Origin of the sequence: Pseudonocardia parietis (assembly GCF_017876315.1) — a bacterium.
Classification (GTDB): Bacteria; Actinomycetota; Actinomycetes; order Mycobacteriales; family Pseudonocardiaceae; genus Pseudonocardia; species Pseudonocardia parietis.
In genome coordinates, this window is the sequence record NZ_JAGINU010000004.1 from 382,603 (window position 1) to 398,476 (window position 15,874).

Sequence of the window (15,874 nt, forward strand, 5' to 3'; positions counted from 1 at the left end):
CGGTAGGGCATACCCTACCGGGTAGGGAATCTGATGATCGACATTCGAACGATTGCGACGTCCGGCCTCGGTGATCGCAGCTACCTGGCCACCGACGGCGAGGTGGCCGTGGTGATCGACCCGCAGCGTGACATCGACCGGGTCCTGGACCTGGCCGCCGACCTCGGCGTGGCGGTGACCCACGTTGCCGAGACCCACATCCACAACGACTACGTCACCGGCGGGCTCGACCTCGCGCAGCGCACCGGCGCGGCGTATCTGGTCAACGCCGCGGACGAGGTCGGTTTCGACCGCACCCCGATCGCCGACGGCGAGCAGGTCACGACCGGGACGATGGGTCTGCGGGCGATCGCCACGCCGGGACATACCCACCATCACCTGTCCTACGCCCTGCTCGACACCACCGCCGACACAGGTGGCGAGGTGTTGGCGGTGTTCACCGGCGGGTCGATGCTCTACGGCACCACTGGGCGCACCGACCTCGTCTCGCCCGAGGACACCGTCGCGCTGACCCACGCCCAGTTCCACTCGGTGCGCCGGCTGGTCGCCGAGCTGCCCGCCGAGGCCGCGGTCTACCCGACCCACGGATTCGGCAGCTTCTGCGCCAGCACCCCGGCCAGCGGCGCCGACGGCTCCACCGTCGGACAGGAGGCCACCACCAACCCGGCACTGACCCAGGACGAGCAGGACTACGTCGACACGCTGATCGCCGGACTGGGGGCATTCCCGACCTACTACGCCCGTATGAGCCCGGCGAACACCGCCGGCCCCGCCCCGGTCGACCTGTCGGCCCCGGAACCGGTCGACCCCGCCGAGCTGCGACGCCGCCTCGAGGCCGGCCAGTGGGTGGTCGACCTGCGTGAGCGCACCGCGTTCGCCGCCGGTCACCTGCCGGGCTCGCTGGGCTACGAACTCGCGACACCGTTCGTCACCTACTTCGGCTGGACATTCGAATTCGACGCCGAGCTGACCCTGATCGGCGACGACCCGCAGCAGGTCGCCGACGCCCAACGGGAACTGGTCCGGATCGGCATCGACCGCTTCGCCGGCGCCGCGACCGGCCCGATCGAGTCCCTCGATGCCGGGCAGGGATTGCGTTCCTACCCGGTCTCGGACTTCACCGGCCTGGCCGCGGCCCGCGCCGAGCGCGGCCAGGATGCACTGTTCGTCGTCGATGCCCGCCGCGACGAGGAACGCGCCGCCGGTGGGGTGCAGGGATCAGTGCACATTCCGCTGCACGAGCTGCCGGGCCGCCGCGACGAGGTCCCCGACGGCCAGGTGTGGGTCTACTGCGGCTCGGGCTACCGCGCCTCGATCGCCGCCTCGATGCTCGACCGCCCCGGCCGCGACCTGGTCCTGATCAACGATGACTGGCCGCGGGCCGCCGCGGCCGGGCTGCCCATCACCGACCAGTCCACCACCGGCAACTGACCCCTGCCCCCGGCGCCACGCACGGGCACCTCTTCAGGAGCCCGTCCAACAGCCGGCACAGCTCCACGGAGGCCATCGCCTCGACATAGAACGAGAGGACCCCTTCTCCCATGACCACGACCTCCCCGCCCGAAACCTCCCCGACCGGGCACACCGCCGACGCCGACACCGTCATCGCCTGGCACCAGGCCGCCGCGCGCGGCGGGTCCGATACACCGGTGGTCGTCGACGTCCGGAGCGCGGCCGAATACCGGGCCTCCCACATCCGCGGCTCCTACCACGTGCCGCTGGCCACACTGGCCGCACACACCCGTGACATCGCCGCCCACATCGAGGGCCCGGTGGTGCTGGTGTGCCAGTCCGGGATCCGCGCCGAGCAGGCCCGACGCCACCTCGCCGCGACGGGTCTGGAACACGCCCACGTCCTCGACGGCGGCCTGGCCGCCTACACCGCCGCCGGCGGTGACATCGTCGTCGGCCGCCAGAGCTGGGCGCTGGAGCGCCAGGTCCGGCTCGTCGCCGGAGCCCTCGTGCTCGCCGGGCTGACCGCGGGGCGGCTCGTCTCACCGAAGGCCCGACTGCTGGCCGGCGGGATCGGCGCCGGGCTCACCTTCTCCGCGCTGAGCAACACCTGCGCCATGGGCGCCGCCCTGGCCCGGCTCCCACTCAACCGCGACGTCGCCGAGCCCGAGGTCAGCCAGACCCTCGCCGCACTGCGAGCCCGCCGGCACGAACGCCCCCGGGACACGCAACGGTGATAGTTCTCGCGGCAGGGTTCGGGCTGCTCATCGGCGCCCTGCTCGGCCTCGTGGGCGGCGGTGGCGGCATCCTCGCCGTGCCCGCCCTCGTCTACGGGCTCGGGCTCCCCCTGGCCGAGGCGGTCCCCGCATCGCTGGTGGTGATCGGGTTGGCCTCGGCGGTCGCGGTCGCCCCGCGCGCCCGCCGCGAGGTCGACTGGCGCCTCGCCGCGATCATCGGCGCCGCGGGCATCCCCACCTCTGTGGCCGGCGGGATCGTCCACCAGCAACTCGACGGCCGATGGCTGATGCTCGTGTTCGCCGCACTCATGGTCACCGCCGGACTGCGGATGCTGCGCGACACCGACGAGACCGGCGGGGTATGCGAGCTTCCCGGCGGCGGCGTCGCCTGGCGCCACTGCCTGCCCCGCGCCGTCGCGACCGGGCTGCTGGTCGGGTTCCTGACCGGGCTGCTCGGCGTCGGTGGCGGTTTCCTGCTCGTGCCCGCCCTCGTCGTCGCCCTCGGGCTACGGACCCCGAACGCGGTGGCCACCTCGCTGGTCGTCATCGTCATCAACTCGATCGCCGCGCTGCTGCCCTACCTCACCGCTGCCAGCGCTGCCGGCACCGCAGGCGGGCTCGAGTGGTGGATCATCGGCGCGTTCGCCGCCGCCGCGATCCTCGCCTCGCTCCCGGCCGGCCGCCTCGCCCACCGGTTGTCCGCGAGGACGCTGAGCCGCGGCTTCGCCACGCTGGTCCTGCTCGTCGCCGCCGGCGTGACCGCCCAGACCGTCGTCGCCCTCGCCACCACCTGACTTGCAGCGAAACGACACGAAGGAGCACACCGTATGACCGTCCGTGAGATCTCCGTCGACGACCTCGCCGCCGCCCGCGACACCGGCGAGGCGACCGTGATCGACGTCCGCAACCCCGACGAGTACGCCGAGGGCCACATCCCCGGGGCCCGCCTGATTCCGTTGCCCGAACTCGGTGACCGCCTCACCGAGGTCCCCACCGACCGTCCGGTGCACCTCGTGTGCCAGTCCGGCGGACGCAGCACCCAAGGCGCCGAACTGCTCACTGCGGCCGGACTCGACGCGGTATCGGTCACCGGCGGCACCCAGGGCTGGATCGCCTCCGGGCACCCCACCACTACCGGATAGCGCGCCACCCCACCGGGTAGCCGAGCCGGATCACTGCACTGCACGAGAGCGACACCCGACGCCCCCCTGCACCGAGCAGGGCGCCGGGGCGAGGAGGTCATGACCATGATGGGTGGATCGATGATGGGCTGGGCCTGGGTATGGCCGGTCCTGGTGCTGATCGGGCTGATATTGCTGGGCTATGTCGTGTTCCGGCTCGCCCAGAGCCGCGCACGTGCCGGCGCGGCACCGGGCGAGGGAACCCGGTCGGAGGGATCGCCGCAGGCTCGCCCGTCGGCACGGCAGATCCTCGACGAGCGCTACGCCCGCGGCGAGATCGACGAGGACGAGTACCACCACCGCCGCGACATGCTGGGATGAACCCCGATCAGCCGGCGCCGCGTTGGGGCTGGCCGGGCGGCTTGGCACCGCCGCTGTTGTGGCCTGGGACACCGACAGGCTGGCTGAAGTGAATCGAGCGCAGCGGGGCTACGCGGGCCGGTCCAGGGTGACCCGGTTGTTGCTGGTTGACACGCTTGAGGGTGTGGGTCGTCGGCGGAGGCCGCGTCGATCCTGGCGGCCGTGTTCTGCTTCGCCGTCGTCGGCCATGCGGCCTCTCGACCGGCGTGGCCGGGGTTTGGTCCACCGCTTCCTCGACGCACGCCGGCTCGTGCTCGGCTTTGTCGCGCTCATGGGCAGCTGGCCAGGAGCTGTCCGACGTGCGGTTACTCAGGGGGCGGCTGCTCGGATCAGCGTGTCGATCGCGTGGACGGTCCGGCCCTCCTGCTCGACCGGGCGGCGGATCCGCTCCGCTGTCGTGACCCGCAGACCGCCGAGTGCCCCGGCCACCTGGGTGGGTGTCTGTAGGACCGCGGGGTCCTGCGGTCCGCCCGCCCCTTCTGCGAGGTTGGTGAGGTCGTGGGCGACCAGGAGGAACACCCCGCCTGGGGCTACCGCCGCCGCGGCCGTGGCCAGTACCGGGCCCAGCTGTTCCCACGGGAGCTGGAGGTAGGCCACCAGCACCAGGTCGAAGGACCGCTGCGGCCGGTAGGTGGTGACGTCGGCGGTGACCGCGTCGATCGTGACTGCTCGCGCGCGGGCGGCGGCTAGCGCCTTGTCCGTGGCGACGCGGGAGAAGTCCACGGCCGTGACCATCCATCCCTGTTCGGCGAGCCACACGGCGTTGCGCCCCTCCCCCGATCCGAGATCGAGCGCTGTACCCGGTTCCAGACCGGACACCTGCTCGGCGACCGTCGCGTTGGGACCGGCGGACCACACCAGCTCGGTCGCCTCGTACCGTTCGTCCCAGTGGCGTGCGTCCACGCTCGTCCGCCTCGTTGAGATCGCTGACCGGCTGGTCACCGCGTCCCATCCATCCTGCCCGCCAGGGCGAACTGCCGGACGTTCGTCGCTGACGTCCGCGGGGCTGCGGGCCCCGGTGGGGCCGTCCCGGGGGAAGGCCGGCCCCACCGGGTGGGCCGGGCGGCGATGGTGCAGCAATCCCGCCCGGCCCGGTCACTACTGCGGCGCGTGTTCGCCGCGGACCTGGACCTGGTCGCCGACCCCGAGCGCGTCGAAGAAGGCGATCGCGTCCGGGCGTTGCAGGTGCACGCAGCCGGCCGACAGGTTGTCCAGGGAGCCTTCGTGGAAGGCGATGCCGCCGGGGGCGAAGAACACCGAGAACGGCATCGGGGCGTCGTACTCGCGGCTGTGGTAGTTCTGCGCCTTCCAGTCGACGGCGAAGGTGCCGGGCGGGGTGGGAGTGCGGGGGTCGCCGTCGAGAAACGGGACGGTGCGGGTGATCTGCCCGTCGTCCAGGAGCCAGGCGGTGTGCGAGGTCAAGTCGACGCAGGCGTCGGCCGAGGTCGTGCACGGTGTGCCGGGGACCGGGACGCCGGACGGGGTGGCCGTACTCGCCGGAGGTGGGGTCTGCGGCGAGTCGGTGTCGGCGAGCCCGAGGCCGGCGCCGCCGAGCAGCGCGCCGGCGAGCGCGAGGGCCACCACTCCGGGGCGTCGCCAGCGTGCTGGGATGGTTGTCACGAGTCCTCCCTGACCGGGTGTGGTCCTGTTGCGTCGAAGGCGCGCGGCGTGGCGGTGCGCCTGGTATCGGTGGATCCGCTGTCGCTGGAGGTGCCGGGTAAGGGGCAAGCGGTGGCGCCGCGCAGCCGGGCCCGCAGTGCGGCGGCGAGCCCGACCACGGCCAGTACGGCCAGGACCGGCTGCACGGGTTCGAACCAGGTGATGGCGCCGGTGTAGCCGAGGACGAGCAGGACGAGTTTGTTGCAGACCGGGCAGCCGACGGCGAGGAAGCCCAGCAGTGCCCCGGCCGAGGCGCGGCGCCCGCCCGGCCCGTCGGGTGCGCGGACGTAGGTGGCCGCGACCAGGCCGGACAGGATGGCGACGAGTCCGAGTACCGGATAGGCCCAGCCCGGGGTGGGGATTTCGCGCCAGAACCACGGAGTCGGTAGCACCGCGGTGGGGACCGCGACGAACACGACCGTGGCCAGGGTGGTCAGTACCGCGACCGTCCAGTGCCGACCTGTCCAGGCCCGCAGCGCGTCGAGGGCGGTCACCGGGCGTCCTCCTGCTCGCGTTCGCCGTCCCGGGTTCGGGTGGCCCGGCGGCGCAGCAGCCGTACCGCCATCGCGGCCAGGGCGAGCAGCACGACCCCCAGCAGGACCGCCGTATCAGACACCCCGCCGAACAGGCCGGTGATCGCGCTCTGCGCGTCGGCCTGCTGGTCGACCGTGGTCGGCGCGATGATCCCGGCGGTGCCGTCGGTGAGCAGGAACAGCAGCCCGATCCCGATGAACAACACCCCGGAGATCAGGCTGGTGGAGTGGGTACGCAGCGGCCCGAGGTGTACCTCGCGCCCGCGCAGCCACGGCTTACGTGAGAGCCCGAAGCGGTCCCACAGCAGGGCGAGCACGAACAGCGGGGCGGCCATCCCGACCGCGTAGGCGCCCAGCAGCACGGCGCCGTAGCCGGGGTCCGAGCCGACCGCGGCGACGGTCAGGATGCTGCCCAGCAGCGGCCCCGAGCAGAACCCGGCCAGGCCGTAGACCGTGCCCAGGGCGTAGGTCGACACGGGCCCGGAGATCCGGACCCGACCGGCGAGCCGGCCCGCGGTGGCACTGCCGAACCCGATGCCCAGCACGCTGAGGACACCGAACCCGATCAGTAGCAGCCCGCCCGCGGTGGTCACGACACCGCGGTACTGGGTGATCAGCGCGCCGACCAGCGCCACGCCGGCGCCGAGGGGCACCAGCACGGTCAGCAGGCCGGCGAGGAAGGTCAGCGTGCGTCCGATAAGGGTGCCGACCCGGTCGAAGGCGTAGGCGAAGAACGAGGGCAGCAGCAGCGCCGCGCACGGGCTGAGCAGCGACAGCAACCCACCGAGGAACGCCGTGAGCAGGCCGGCCCCGCTCACGGCGCGGTCTCCAGCGCCTGGTCGATCTGAGCGCGGAACGCCTCGACCGGCTGCGCACCCATGATCGGGTAGCCGTTCACCACGAACGCCGGGGTGCTCGGCACCCCGAGCGCGCTGCCCTCGGCCAGATCGGCCGCGACCGCCTCGGCGACCTCGGGTGAGTCCATGTCGGCCCGGAACCGCGCCGTGTCGGCGATGCCGGCCTGCTCGGCGTAGGCGAGCAGCGTGTCCTCGGGCAGGTCGGGCTTGGTGCGCTCGGGGGTGTCGGCGTAGACGGTGCGGTTGTACTCCCAGAACTTGCCCTGCAGCGCCGCGGCCCGCCCGGCGTGCGCGGCGACGGTGGATTCCGGCCCGAAGATCGGATAGTCGCGCCACTCCAACCGCAGCCGTCCGTCGTCGACGTACTCGTCGATCAGCTGCTGTTCGGTCTCCCGGGAGAACTTCGCACAGAACGGACACCGGTAGTCCGAAAAGATCGTCATGATGACCGGTGCATCAGTGCGGCCGAGCGCGAGCGGGTCGCCTTCCTGGCGACGAGCGAGATCGCCCAACGGCCCGATCGCGGCGGTCTCCCCCGCCGACGGAGTCCCGGCGGCTTCCCCGTCCCGGCCCGAGCCGACCGCACCGGCGATCAGATACCCGACCAGACCAACGGCCACGACCGCCAAGGCGACGACGATCGCCACGTCCCGGCGCCGACCCCGCCGTTCGAGCGTTCCCGCTGTGCGTCCCACCCCAACCCCTTCTACTAACGTCATAGTAGTGATCTACGACGACGGTAGTAGACGGGTGTGAAGGGCCGGTCAACCGGGGGGCGGCGCCCGAGGGAGCGGGTCGCTCAGGCCGACAGGCAGACCGCGAGCACCAGCATGGTTGCGCCGGTCGCGGGCAGCAGCGCGGGCACCAGCGCGAGCGCACCGGTCGCGGCTCGGGCGAGCACACTGTCGCCGCGCACCAGCGCCGGGCGCGGCGAGCTCAGCCAGGATTGGCGGGCCTCTGGGAACGCGTCGAAGCCGACGGCGCCGCGCGGGGCGCCCTGCCCGGCCGCGATCTCCTGCAGGGCCCGGGTCAGCGCCTCCGGGCCGCACCGGCGCACGGCGGCCGCGTCGGCGGCGAGCTCGCACAGCACCCCGACCGCACCCGGTGCCTGCCGGCACAGCGGCACCCGCGGCAGCGCCGCCGCCGCCGCGCGGGCGAGCGCGACGGCCAGGTGGTGACGTCCGCGCAGGTGCGCCCGCTCGTGGGCGAGCACCGCCTCGACCACGCCGACATCGAGCCCGTGCAGACCTGTGGAGGCGACGACGATCCCGCGCCGGCCTCCGCCGATGGAGAACGCGATCGGGTCGGCACACGGGATCCACCAGACACCGTCACGGACTGCGGCGACCGCGCGCAGCGCCCCTACTCGTTCGATCCGGTGCCGGCGCTCGGCTCGCAGCGAGCCGGTGAACAGCACCGCGACCCGGGCCAGCAGCACCAGCAGGGTGGTTCCGACGACGAGCCGGACCAGGAGCAGCCACGGCAGGTCGGTGCCGCGTGCCACGGCCTGCCAGCACACCACCGCGATCCCGAGCATGCCGTCGGGTACCGACGGGTCGGGCAGCACCAGCACCGCGGCGGCGGTGACCGCTGCCGCGGCAGCGGCGAGCAGTGTCACCACCCAGGCCGAGAGCGCGAGTGCCGGATGCACCCCCGGTCGCCCGACCGGGCGCAGGTAGGTCGGCCCGATCACCCCGAGCGCGACCGCGGCGAACAACAGCGCGACCGCGACCGTCACTCGCCGTCCCTCGACAGCGCCCGGCGCAGGAACTCGCTCTCCCGTTCGTCCATACCGCGGGCGAAGTGCAGCAGCACACCCTCCGGGTCCCCGAGCGAATCGAGAACCTCCCGCAGCATCTCCGCGCCGGCCTCCTCCCGCTCCCGCGCCGGGACGTACGCCCAGGCCCGGCCGACCCGCTCGCGGTGCACCCACCCCTTGCCGTGCAAGTTGTCCAACACGGTCATGACGGTGGTGTAGGCCAGCGACCGCTCCCCGGACAGCGCCGAGTGCACCTCCCGCACGGTGCGCGGGCCGTCCGCGTCCCACAATGCGGCCATCACCCGACTTTGCAGCTCGCCCAGACCCGCCACCGGCACCTCCCTACTCGCAGAGCGAGGGTACGCACGGTCAACAACGAGGCCACCGCGCCCAGGGCGATGCGTGAAGCGCGTTCGGTTCGCGGAGGTGCTGGGTGTGTCCAGACAGGCCGTACACAAGAGGCTCAGTCGCCGCTTATCGGCCCGACCTCGCTGAGCACGCGGTCGGTGGCGGTGAAGGCATCGGAGAGCAGCCGGCGCTCGTCGAGGGTCAACGTGTTGGCGGTCCGGACCATGTCGCGCAGCTCGTCCTCGCTGACCTGGTCGTCGGGGGTGCGCGGGTCGATGCCCAGCAGCCGGACCACCGCGCGCGACAGCAGCCAGATCAGCGGCCGGGCCGCGGTGGCGAGCCGGTCGAGGGGCCCGGCGGTGGCCTGGGCGACGGCCTCGGGTCTCTGCAGGGCCAGGCGTTTGGGCACGAGTTCGCCGACGACCAGCGACAGGCAGGACACCAGGGCGGTGACCAGGATTAGCGCGGCGGTGGAGGCGATCGCCAGGGGCAGTCCCCAGCCGGCCAGGACCGGCTCGAGGCGCACGGCGATGATGGCGCCGCCGTAGCTGGAGGCGAAGAACCCGGCAAAGGTGACCCCGATCTGGACCGCGGACAGGGACCGGTTGGAGTCGCTGCGCAGCCGCGCCACCCGTGCGCCGCGCCGGCCGCGTTCGGCCATCGCGGACACCTGCCCGGCCCGCAGGGTGACCAGCGCGATCTCGGCGGCGGCGAAGAAGCCCCGATGAGCACGAACACCAGCACCAGGGCCAGGTTCAGCGCGACGTCCACCCCGACGACTCTGGCAGTACGGGTATTTCGGCCCCGGGCGCGGCCGTCTCCGATGGCGGTGAACGCGGCCGGGCTGGTGCTGGCCGACCAGGCGTCGTAGGTCACCACCGGCCGTCACGATCTCGCTGCGTAGGGTTACCGTTCCTGCGGGCTCGCTCGGCGGCAGCCCACTGGCTGCGTCCCTGCCCATCCCCCTCGGGGCGGGGGCGTAGCCCGCCGGCGCAGGGTCTGCCCGACCGGCTCGCCGACGCCGAACTCGCTGAGACACCCCGGGGCACCACAGGCACAGCGGTCGGTCGTTTCCACTTCATCGAGCGTTGTCGCTCCAGGCTCTGTCGAGCAACGTTGATCCGTTGCTTGGCGCGGAGCACGAGTACGCCGTCGCCGAGACTGCAGTGGGTTCAGCTCTGCAGGGCGTCGTCCATTTCGCGGAGGCCCTGGGCGGCGCGCCAGAGGTGGTCCTCGGGATCGACGCCGAGTCCCTTGTGGGCTGCGCGCCAGTCCCGGTCGTGGTAACGATCGATCACCTCGCGCAGATGGCGGCGGGCCAGGGCCCGTTCCTCGTACAGCTGGGCGTGCCACTCCGGCACCGACGGCTCCAGGACGGGGACGGCGTCGTTCGCGCAGCGCATCGAGAACAGCGGCTTCTGTGAAGCGACGGTAGGACGACAGCGGCGCCGCGCCACGAGGAGGAGCGTCCGCCATAGCGATCTTGGTGGCGTGCTCACGCCCATCGACCATCCGCCGCCAGCGGCGCCTGTTAGCCCGGGGTGAGCTCGGGGCGCAGGTAGGGGTCGAGGTTGCGCATCGCGCGGGCGATGTACTCGTCCTTCTCCCCGACCGGGGCGACGTAGTGCAGGGCGCTCTCGGCGGCCTCGAGGCCCTCGAGCCGGGCGATGGCCCAGGCGCCGAGGTAGTGCGCGGCGAGGCACCCGCCACCGGTGGCGACGTTGCCCTTGGCGAAGAACGGCTGGTTGAGCACCGTGATATCGGCAGCCTGAACCCACGGCCTGGTGGTGAGGTCGGTGCAGGCTGGCACGTCATCGAGCAGCCCCAGTTTGGCGAGCACCAGGGTGCCCGAGCACTGCGCGGCCAGCAGCTGACGCGCGGGGTCCAGCGAGCGCAGCGTGCCCATGATGGTGGGGTCCTCGACCACCTCACGGGTGGCGATCCCGCTGCCGACGATCACCGCGTCGGCGGTGACGGCCTCCTCAAGGGTGCACATCTGTTCGATGACCACCCCGTTCATGACCATGATCGTTCAGTTCGTCATGTCCTGAGCCGACACCGCACACGTGAGCTCACCGGCCGGCCGTCGACGGCGGTAGGACGTGCGCTCGGACTCCTGCGGAAGGGGCATACACCGATGCAGACCACACAGCAGGCTCGGCACCCGGTAGGGCCCGGCGACTGGGCTACCGGTGTCATCTACGTCGGCACCATCGCCGCCGCTCACCGCTAGCAACTCAGCTGTGGAGCGACGGCAGGACGACAGCGCTGGCGCGCCACCAAGATGTCAGCGCCCTCGGACCGACCCGGACGCAGCCCAACCGGGGCATTGGCCTTCTGGCTCCGCGACGGCACAGCCCGCCGGTCTGCCGACCGCGTCGAGTCCTCTGGCCGATCACGTTCGTGTTGGGTCCACGGAGGTGGAGTCGTCGTGTCCGGTCGTGCGGATCAGCCGGTCCGCGACCTCGACGAATGCGGCGAGCTGGGTCGGGTCGACCTCTCCCAGCAGTGCCTGCGCTGCCCGGTCGCGGTGGGTCTCCATCCATTCGGTGTGCTGGCGGCCCTGTGGTGTCAGTTCCACCATCGTGGCGCGCCGGTCTGCGGGGTGGCGTTGTCGTTCGGCCCAGCCGTGCTGCTCCATGGTGTCGACCAGGGCGGTGACGTGTCGGGGGCTGCAGCGCAGGTAGGTGGCCAGCTGCCGCTGCACCAGCGGCCCGTGGCGGTGCAGCATCAGCAACGCCTCCGCCCGGCCGGGCGTGAGACCACGTTCCTCCAGTGCGGTGCTCATCAGCGTCGACACGTGATCGGCCAGCTCGAACGCCTTGTCCAGCACCGCGCGCGCATCCACGAGGGCACTGTACTTCACCATGAGTCGTAAACATGGTGAACTACGTTCACGGCTTCATGGAGAGGGGCAGGGATGGCAGCGGAGAACGTCAGCGGTGTGCAGGACCGTCCTCGGGGACTGTTCAGTCGCTTCTACGCGTCGATGAGTCCACGGTTGGATGAGGAGGGGCTGGCCGAGCTGCGCGAGGAGTTGCTCGCACCGCTGGCCGGCGCTGTTGTCGAGGTCGGTGCGGGGCCGGGTGGCAACTTCGCCCGCTACCCGTCGGGTGTGGTGTCGGTGATCGCGGTGGAGCCGGAGCCCTACCTGCGCGGGCTCGCCGGTGCGGCGGCCGGGGACGCCTCGGTTCCGACGACGGTGCACGCCGGGGTCGCCGAGGCTCTGCCGCTCCCGGATTCCTGTGCCGACGGGGTCGTCTTCTGCCTGGTCCTGTGCTCGGTTCCGGATCAGATCGCGGCCGCGACGGAGGCCGCGCGGGTGCTGCGCCCCGGCGGCATCGTCCGGTTCCTCGAACACACCCGGGCTGAGATGCGCGGGCTGCGCACGGTGCAGCGCGTCGCCGACGCAACCGTCTGGCCGCTGCTCACCGGGGGCTGTCACACCTGCACCGACCCGGTCGCGGCGCTGCGCGAGGCCGGCTTCGTGGTCGACGACGTCCGTCGGCTGCGGTTCCCCGCCGACCGCTTCACCCAGCCGTCCACTCCGCACGTTCTGGGCACTGCGCGCCTACCCGGCTGAGCGCCACGTCGAGGACAGTCCGCCGGGCCGATCAGCGGCTTCCGCGGGGCTTGCCCGCCGGGCGCGCCGCGCGGCACTCGGATTGATCCGAATTCGACGCGAGTTCGGCCCGCCCGTCTGCTCCCGTGCGCAAGCACCGCCTGCTGGGCTGGGTGTGGTCAGGATGCGGCTGCGGCGACGACGGGTTCACCGGCCAGTCGCCACTCGAGGATGCCGTCTTCGAGTCGCCGGGCGCGGTGGCCGCGCGCCCGGAGCAGCCGTACCGCGTCGTGGGAGAACACGCAGAATGCGCCGCGGCAGTAGGCGACGATCTCCAGGTCGTGGGGCAGTTCGTCGAGCCGCTCGGCCAGCTCGTCGAGGGGGATCGACACAGCGCCGGGGATATGGCCTGCGGCGAACTCGGTGCCGGGGCGCACGTCGATGACGACCGCGTCGCCGTGTGCGACCCGGCTGAGTAGCTCCTCGCGGCTGACCTGCTCGGTGTCGGCGGGGCCGAGGTAGTCCCGTGCTGCCGGGGCGACGTCGGCGACCCGGGTCGCCGCCACGTCGCGCAGGTGGGCATACAGCGCGGCGATGTCGTCACCGGCCAGGTCGTAGAAGATCGTCGTGCCGGCGCGCGTGGCGCGGACCAGGCCGGCGTGCTTGAGCACCTGCAGGTGCGCCGAGGTCGTCGTCACACCCGCCCGGGCAGCTTCGGCGAGTTCGGCGACCGAGCGCGGGCCCTGGGCCAGCAGGTCGATGAGCTCCAGGCGTTTCCCGTTGCCCAACGCCTTACCCACCCGCGCGAGGTGCGTGAACAGCTGTTCCTTCGTGCTCTCGCCCATCACCTGGTCCTCCACAATATGATGGAATACGGTATCACGGACGGTGGCGCCACCTCCGAACCCAGCCTGCACCGCGAGAGCCGATGCCTGTGTCGTCGTCGCTGGGGAACTTCCGCCCATGCTATCCTCCAAAATAGCATGGAATAGTCGAAGACTGTTGCTGGTGTGGTTGGGAGGTCGAGATGAACACGTCCGCGTCCGCTGCCGTGGCACCGATGACGATCGTCGACGAGGGGCTGGGTAACACCTGCTATCTGGTGGATCTCGGTGACGGGTCGGCGCTGGTGGTCGATCCCCCGCGGGATCTGCGCACGGTGCTGGCCACCGCCGGCGAGCACGGGCTGCGGATCCGCTTCGCCGCCGATACCCATCTGCATGCCGACTTCCTCTCCGGCGCCGTCCAGCTCGCCCACGAGTTCGACACGACCGTGCTGGCCTCTGCCGCGGGCGAGCGCACCTTCCCGCACCGGGGGCTGGGCGAGGGGGATCAGGTCGACCTCGGGGGGCTGCGGTTGACCGCGCTGGCCACGCCGGGACACACCGACGAGCATCTGAGTTTTCTGCTCGGCGACGGTGAGCGGCCGGTCGGCGTGTTCACCGGCGGGTCGCTGATCGTCGGATCGGCCGCGCGGACCGACCTGCTCGGCCCGGACCGCACCGACGCGCTGACCCGTGCTCAGTTCCACTCGCTGCACCGGCTGGGGCAGCTGCCCGCCCGCACCGCCGTGTGGCCCACCCACGGTGCGGGCTCGTTCTGCTCGGCGCCACCCGGGACGGCCCGGACATCGACGATCGGGCAGGAACTGGCGACCAACCCGCTGCTGCAGCTCGGCGACGAGGACACGTTCGTACGAACACTGCTCGCCTCGTTGGGGAGCTACCCGGACTACTTCCGCCGGCTCACCGAGATCAACCGTCGGGGCCCGCAGGTCCTCGATCTGCAGGCCCCGGCCCGGCTCGCCGCGCTGTCGCCGCCGCTGGTGCACACGATGCGCGGTGACGGCGCGGTGGTGGTCGATGTCCGCCCGGTGCGCGACTACGCGGCCGGGCACGTGCGGGGCGCGCTCTCGATCCCGCTGCGCGCACAGTTCGCGACCTGGCTGGGGTGGCTCGTCGACGGCCCGGTCGTCATCGTCCGCGGGGACGACCAGGATCCCGCCGAGATCATCTGGGCGGCCGCCAACATCGGGTTCGACACCCTGGGCGGGTTGGTCGGCGAACTTGCCGGAGGGGTCGAGAGCTGGGCCGGGGCCGGCTATGAGGTGGCCACCACCGCCATGCTGGCCGCGGCCGAGGTCGAGCCGAATCGCCACCAGGTGCTCGACGTCCGCCAGGACGCCGAGGTGGCTGCCGGACACCTGCCCGGGGTGCGTCACGTCGAGCTGGGCTCACTGCCCGCCGAGACGGTGCCGCCCGGTGGCGGTCCCGACCGCAGGGTCGTGACCATGTGTGGGCACGGTGAGCGCGCGGCAACGGCGGCCAGCCTGCTCGAGCGCCAGGGCCACCACGATCTCGCGATCGTCGAGGGCGGCCCCGACGACTGGGCCCACGCCCGCAGCACCCGGCTCGACACCCCGTCCTGACCACCGGTGGTCGTGGTGTCGTCGTTGCTGACAGTGCTCAGTTCGCGCGCGGCACCCACCCAGGCGCACATGCACGGGTCCGGGGCGCGCGCAGCCACCACCACGACCCGGTCGTCGCTCACCTGGACCGTGATGGGATGCCCCTCGTGACTTCGCCGACCGACTCCGAACTGCCGCTGCTCAGCGGCAAGCAGCACACTGAGCCGTCGCTGTTCCAGCCGGCCAACCTGCTGCGAGAAGCCCGCCGGCAACGCGGCCTGCCCGAGGTGAGCGTGCCCAAGGTGTGCCTGCTCGACCCGGACGGCGACATCGCGCGGTATCTGGCCGCCGGCGCCGAGGGCAGCAGGCACCCCGGATGGGCGTGCTATCACACCGAGATGTGGACCCTCGACCACGACGGGCTCGAGCTCGGCGTGGTCGGCATGGCCGTCGGTGCCCCGTTCGCCGTCCTGGTCGCCGAGCAACTCGCCGCCTCCGGCGCCGAGCTCGTGATCAGCGTGATCTCTGCCGGGCAGATCGCCGCCCTGCCCACCACCCCGTGCTTCGTCCTGATCGACCGCGCGCTGCGCGACGAAGGCACCAGCGCCCACTACCTGCCGTCCGGCCGCTGGAGCCAGCTCCCCGATAACCTGCGCGCACCCTTGATTCGCGGGCTGGAAGCGCAGACACGCGACCTCGCCCAGCCCGTGCTCACCGGCGCATCGTGGACCACCGACGCCCCCTATCGAGAGACCGCCACCGCCATCGCCGACGCCGAAGCGGCCGGCGCGGTCTGCGTCGAGATGGAGGCAGCCGCCCTCTACGCCTATGCCCAGGCCACGGGCCGGGCCGTGGTCTGCATCGCCCACATCACCAACACCATGGCCACCGCCGGCGACGACTTCGAAAAGGGCGCCGACAACGGCGTCCACGACGCCCTCGCCACCGTCCACGCGATCGCGTCCCTGCTGCGGTCTCCCCAGACCTGACATTCACAGCGGCTGCCCCCTCGGCCGTCT

At 72.1% G+C, this 15,874-nt stretch carries 20 protein-coding genes; 8 read left to right on the plus strand and 12 right to left on the minus strand.

The genetic code is table 11. The annotated features are described in order from the left end of the window. Positions 1-33: 33 nt before the first annotated feature. From JOF36_RS38010 to JOF36_RS38030, 5 genes are all read left to right on the plus strand, one after another. The gene (locus JOF36_RS38010; protein WP_210037050.1) at positions 34-1,431 is read left to right on the plus strand and encodes an MBL fold metallo-hydrolase; all 1,398 of its coding nucleotides are present in this window, start codon (positions 34-36) and stop codon (positions 1,429-1,431) included. Between the two features lie 110 nt (positions 1,432-1,541). Beyond that, positions 1,542-2,189, plus strand: coding sequence for a rhodanese-like domain-containing protein (locus tag JOF36_RS38015; protein WP_210037051.1), 648 nt, complete (start codon positions 1,542-1,544; stop codon positions 2,187-2,189). Next, on the plus strand, positions 2,186-2,983 hold the full coding sequence (locus JOF36_RS38020; RefSeq protein WP_307862830.1) for a sulfite exporter TauE/SafE family protein: 798 nt from the start codon (positions 2,186-2,188) through the stop codon (positions 2,981-2,983). Before JOF36_RS38015 ends, JOF36_RS38020 begins: the two co-directional genes overlap by 4 nt. 33 nt (positions 2,984-3,016) lie before the next feature. After that, positions 3,017-3,331, plus strand: a complete 315-nt coding sequence (locus JOF36_RS38025) for a rhodanese-like domain-containing protein (protein WP_210037052.1) — start codon at positions 3,017-3,019, stop codon at positions 3,329-3,331. 99 nt (positions 3,332-3,430) lie between these two features. After that, complete coding sequence (locus JOF36_RS38030) at positions 3,431-3,691, plus strand: SHOCT domain-containing protein (RefSeq protein ID WP_245353262.1); 261 nt, start codon at positions 3,431-3,433, stop codon at positions 3,689-3,691. 348 nt (positions 3,692-4,039) lie between these two features. On the opposite strand, the gene JOF36_RS38035 is transcribed toward JOF36_RS38030, so the two are convergent. From JOF36_RS38035 to JOF36_RS38085, 11 genes are all read right to left on the minus strand, one after another. Beyond that, the gene (locus tag JOF36_RS38035; RefSeq protein ID WP_210037053.1) at positions 4,040-4,633 is read right to left on the minus strand and encodes an SAM-dependent methyltransferase; all 594 of its coding nucleotides are present in this window, start codon (positions 4,631-4,633) and stop codon (positions 4,040-4,042) included. Positions 4,634-4,828: 195 nt separating this feature from the next. Beyond that, positions 4,829-5,350: a L,D-transpeptidase gene (locus JOF36_RS38040; protein WP_307862831.1), complete on the minus strand. Its 522-nt coding sequence runs from the start codon at positions 5,348-5,350 to the stop codon at positions 4,829-4,831. Next, the gene (locus JOF36_RS38045) at positions 5,347-5,883 is read right to left on the minus strand and encodes a hypothetical protein (RefSeq protein WP_210037054.1); all 537 of its coding nucleotides are present in this window, start codon (positions 5,881-5,883) and stop codon (positions 5,347-5,349) included. Before JOF36_RS38045 ends, JOF36_RS38040 begins: the two co-directional genes overlap by 4 nt. Continuing rightward, complete coding sequence (locus JOF36_RS38050) at positions 5,880-6,740, minus strand: cytochrome c biogenesis CcdA family protein (protein WP_210037055.1); 861 nt, start codon at positions 6,738-6,740, stop codon at positions 5,880-5,882. The genes JOF36_RS38045 and JOF36_RS38050 overlap by 4 nt, the downstream gene beginning before the upstream one ends. Further along, positions 6,737-7,474, minus strand: a complete 738-nt coding sequence (locus JOF36_RS38055) for a DsbA family protein (RefSeq protein ID WP_307862832.1) — start codon at positions 7,472-7,474, stop codon at positions 6,737-6,739. Before JOF36_RS38055 ends, JOF36_RS38050 begins: the two co-directional genes overlap by 4 nt. A 104-nt stretch (positions 7,475-7,578) precedes the next feature. Further along, the gene (locus JOF36_RS38060) at positions 7,579-8,517 is read right to left on the minus strand and encodes a M56 family metallopeptidase (protein WP_210037057.1); all 939 of its coding nucleotides are present in this window, start codon (positions 8,515-8,517) and stop codon (positions 7,579-7,581) included. Beyond that, the gene (locus JOF36_RS38065; protein ID WP_210037058.1) at positions 8,514-8,870 is read right to left on the minus strand and encodes a BlaI/MecI/CopY family transcriptional regulator; all 357 of its coding nucleotides are present in this window, start codon (positions 8,868-8,870) and stop codon (positions 8,514-8,516) included. Before JOF36_RS38065 ends, JOF36_RS38060 begins: the two co-directional genes overlap by 4 nt. Positions 8,871-9,001: 131 nt before the next feature. Continuing rightward, on the minus strand, positions 9,002-9,847 hold the full coding sequence (locus JOF36_RS38070; RefSeq protein WP_245353263.1) for a CNNM domain-containing protein: 846 nt from the start codon (positions 9,845-9,847) through the stop codon (positions 9,002-9,004). Positions 9,848-10,058: 211 nt separating this feature from the next. Next, positions 10,059-10,289 (minus strand): DUF7711 family protein, encoded by a 231-nt coding sequence (locus JOF36_RS38075; RefSeq protein WP_210037059.1) that lies wholly within the window; start codon positions 10,287-10,289, stop codon positions 10,059-10,061. Positions 10,290-10,417: 128 nt separating this feature from the next. Then, positions 10,418-10,906 (minus strand): type 1 glutamine amidotransferase family protein, encoded by a 489-nt coding sequence (locus JOF36_RS38080; RefSeq protein ID WP_210037060.1) that lies wholly within the window; start codon positions 10,904-10,906, stop codon positions 10,418-10,420. A 375-nt stretch (positions 10,907-11,281) separates the two neighbouring features. Then, the gene (locus JOF36_RS38085) at positions 11,282-11,734 is read right to left on the minus strand and encodes a MarR family winged helix-turn-helix transcriptional regulator (RefSeq protein ID WP_210037061.1); all 453 of its coding nucleotides are present in this window, start codon (positions 11,732-11,734) and stop codon (positions 11,282-11,284) included. A 72-nt stretch (positions 11,735-11,806) separates the two neighbouring features. Here JOF36_RS38085 and JOF36_RS38090 point away from each other — a divergent pair, with 72 nt between their 5' ends. Beyond that, a complete protein-coding gene (locus JOF36_RS38090) occupies positions 11,807-12,469 on the plus strand; it encodes a class I SAM-dependent methyltransferase (protein WP_210037062.1) in 663 nt (220 codons plus the stop codon). A gap of 158 nt (positions 12,470-12,627) precedes the next feature. Here JOF36_RS38090 and JOF36_RS38095 read toward each other — a convergent pair whose 3' ends face one another. Beyond that, complete coding sequence (locus tag JOF36_RS38095) at positions 12,628-13,293, minus strand: ArsR/SmtB family transcription factor (RefSeq protein WP_210037063.1); 666 nt, start codon at positions 13,291-13,293, stop codon at positions 12,628-12,630. Positions 13,294-13,475: 182 nt separating this feature from the next. On the opposite strand from JOF36_RS38095, the gene JOF36_RS38100 reads away from it, so the two are divergent. Together JOF36_RS38100 and JOF36_RS38105 are read left to right on the plus strand one after the other, a co-directional pair. Continuing rightward, the gene (locus JOF36_RS38100) at positions 13,476-14,876 is read left to right on the plus strand and encodes an MBL fold metallo-hydrolase (protein ID WP_245353264.1); all 1,401 of its coding nucleotides are present in this window, start codon (positions 13,476-13,478) and stop codon (positions 14,874-14,876) included. A 137-nt stretch (positions 14,877-15,013) separates the two neighbouring features. Next, on the plus strand, positions 15,014-15,844 hold the full coding sequence (locus JOF36_RS38105) for a nucleoside phosphorylase (protein ID WP_210037064.1): 831 nt from the start codon (positions 15,014-15,016) through the stop codon (positions 15,842-15,844). Positions 15,845-15,874: the final 30 nt, after the last annotated feature.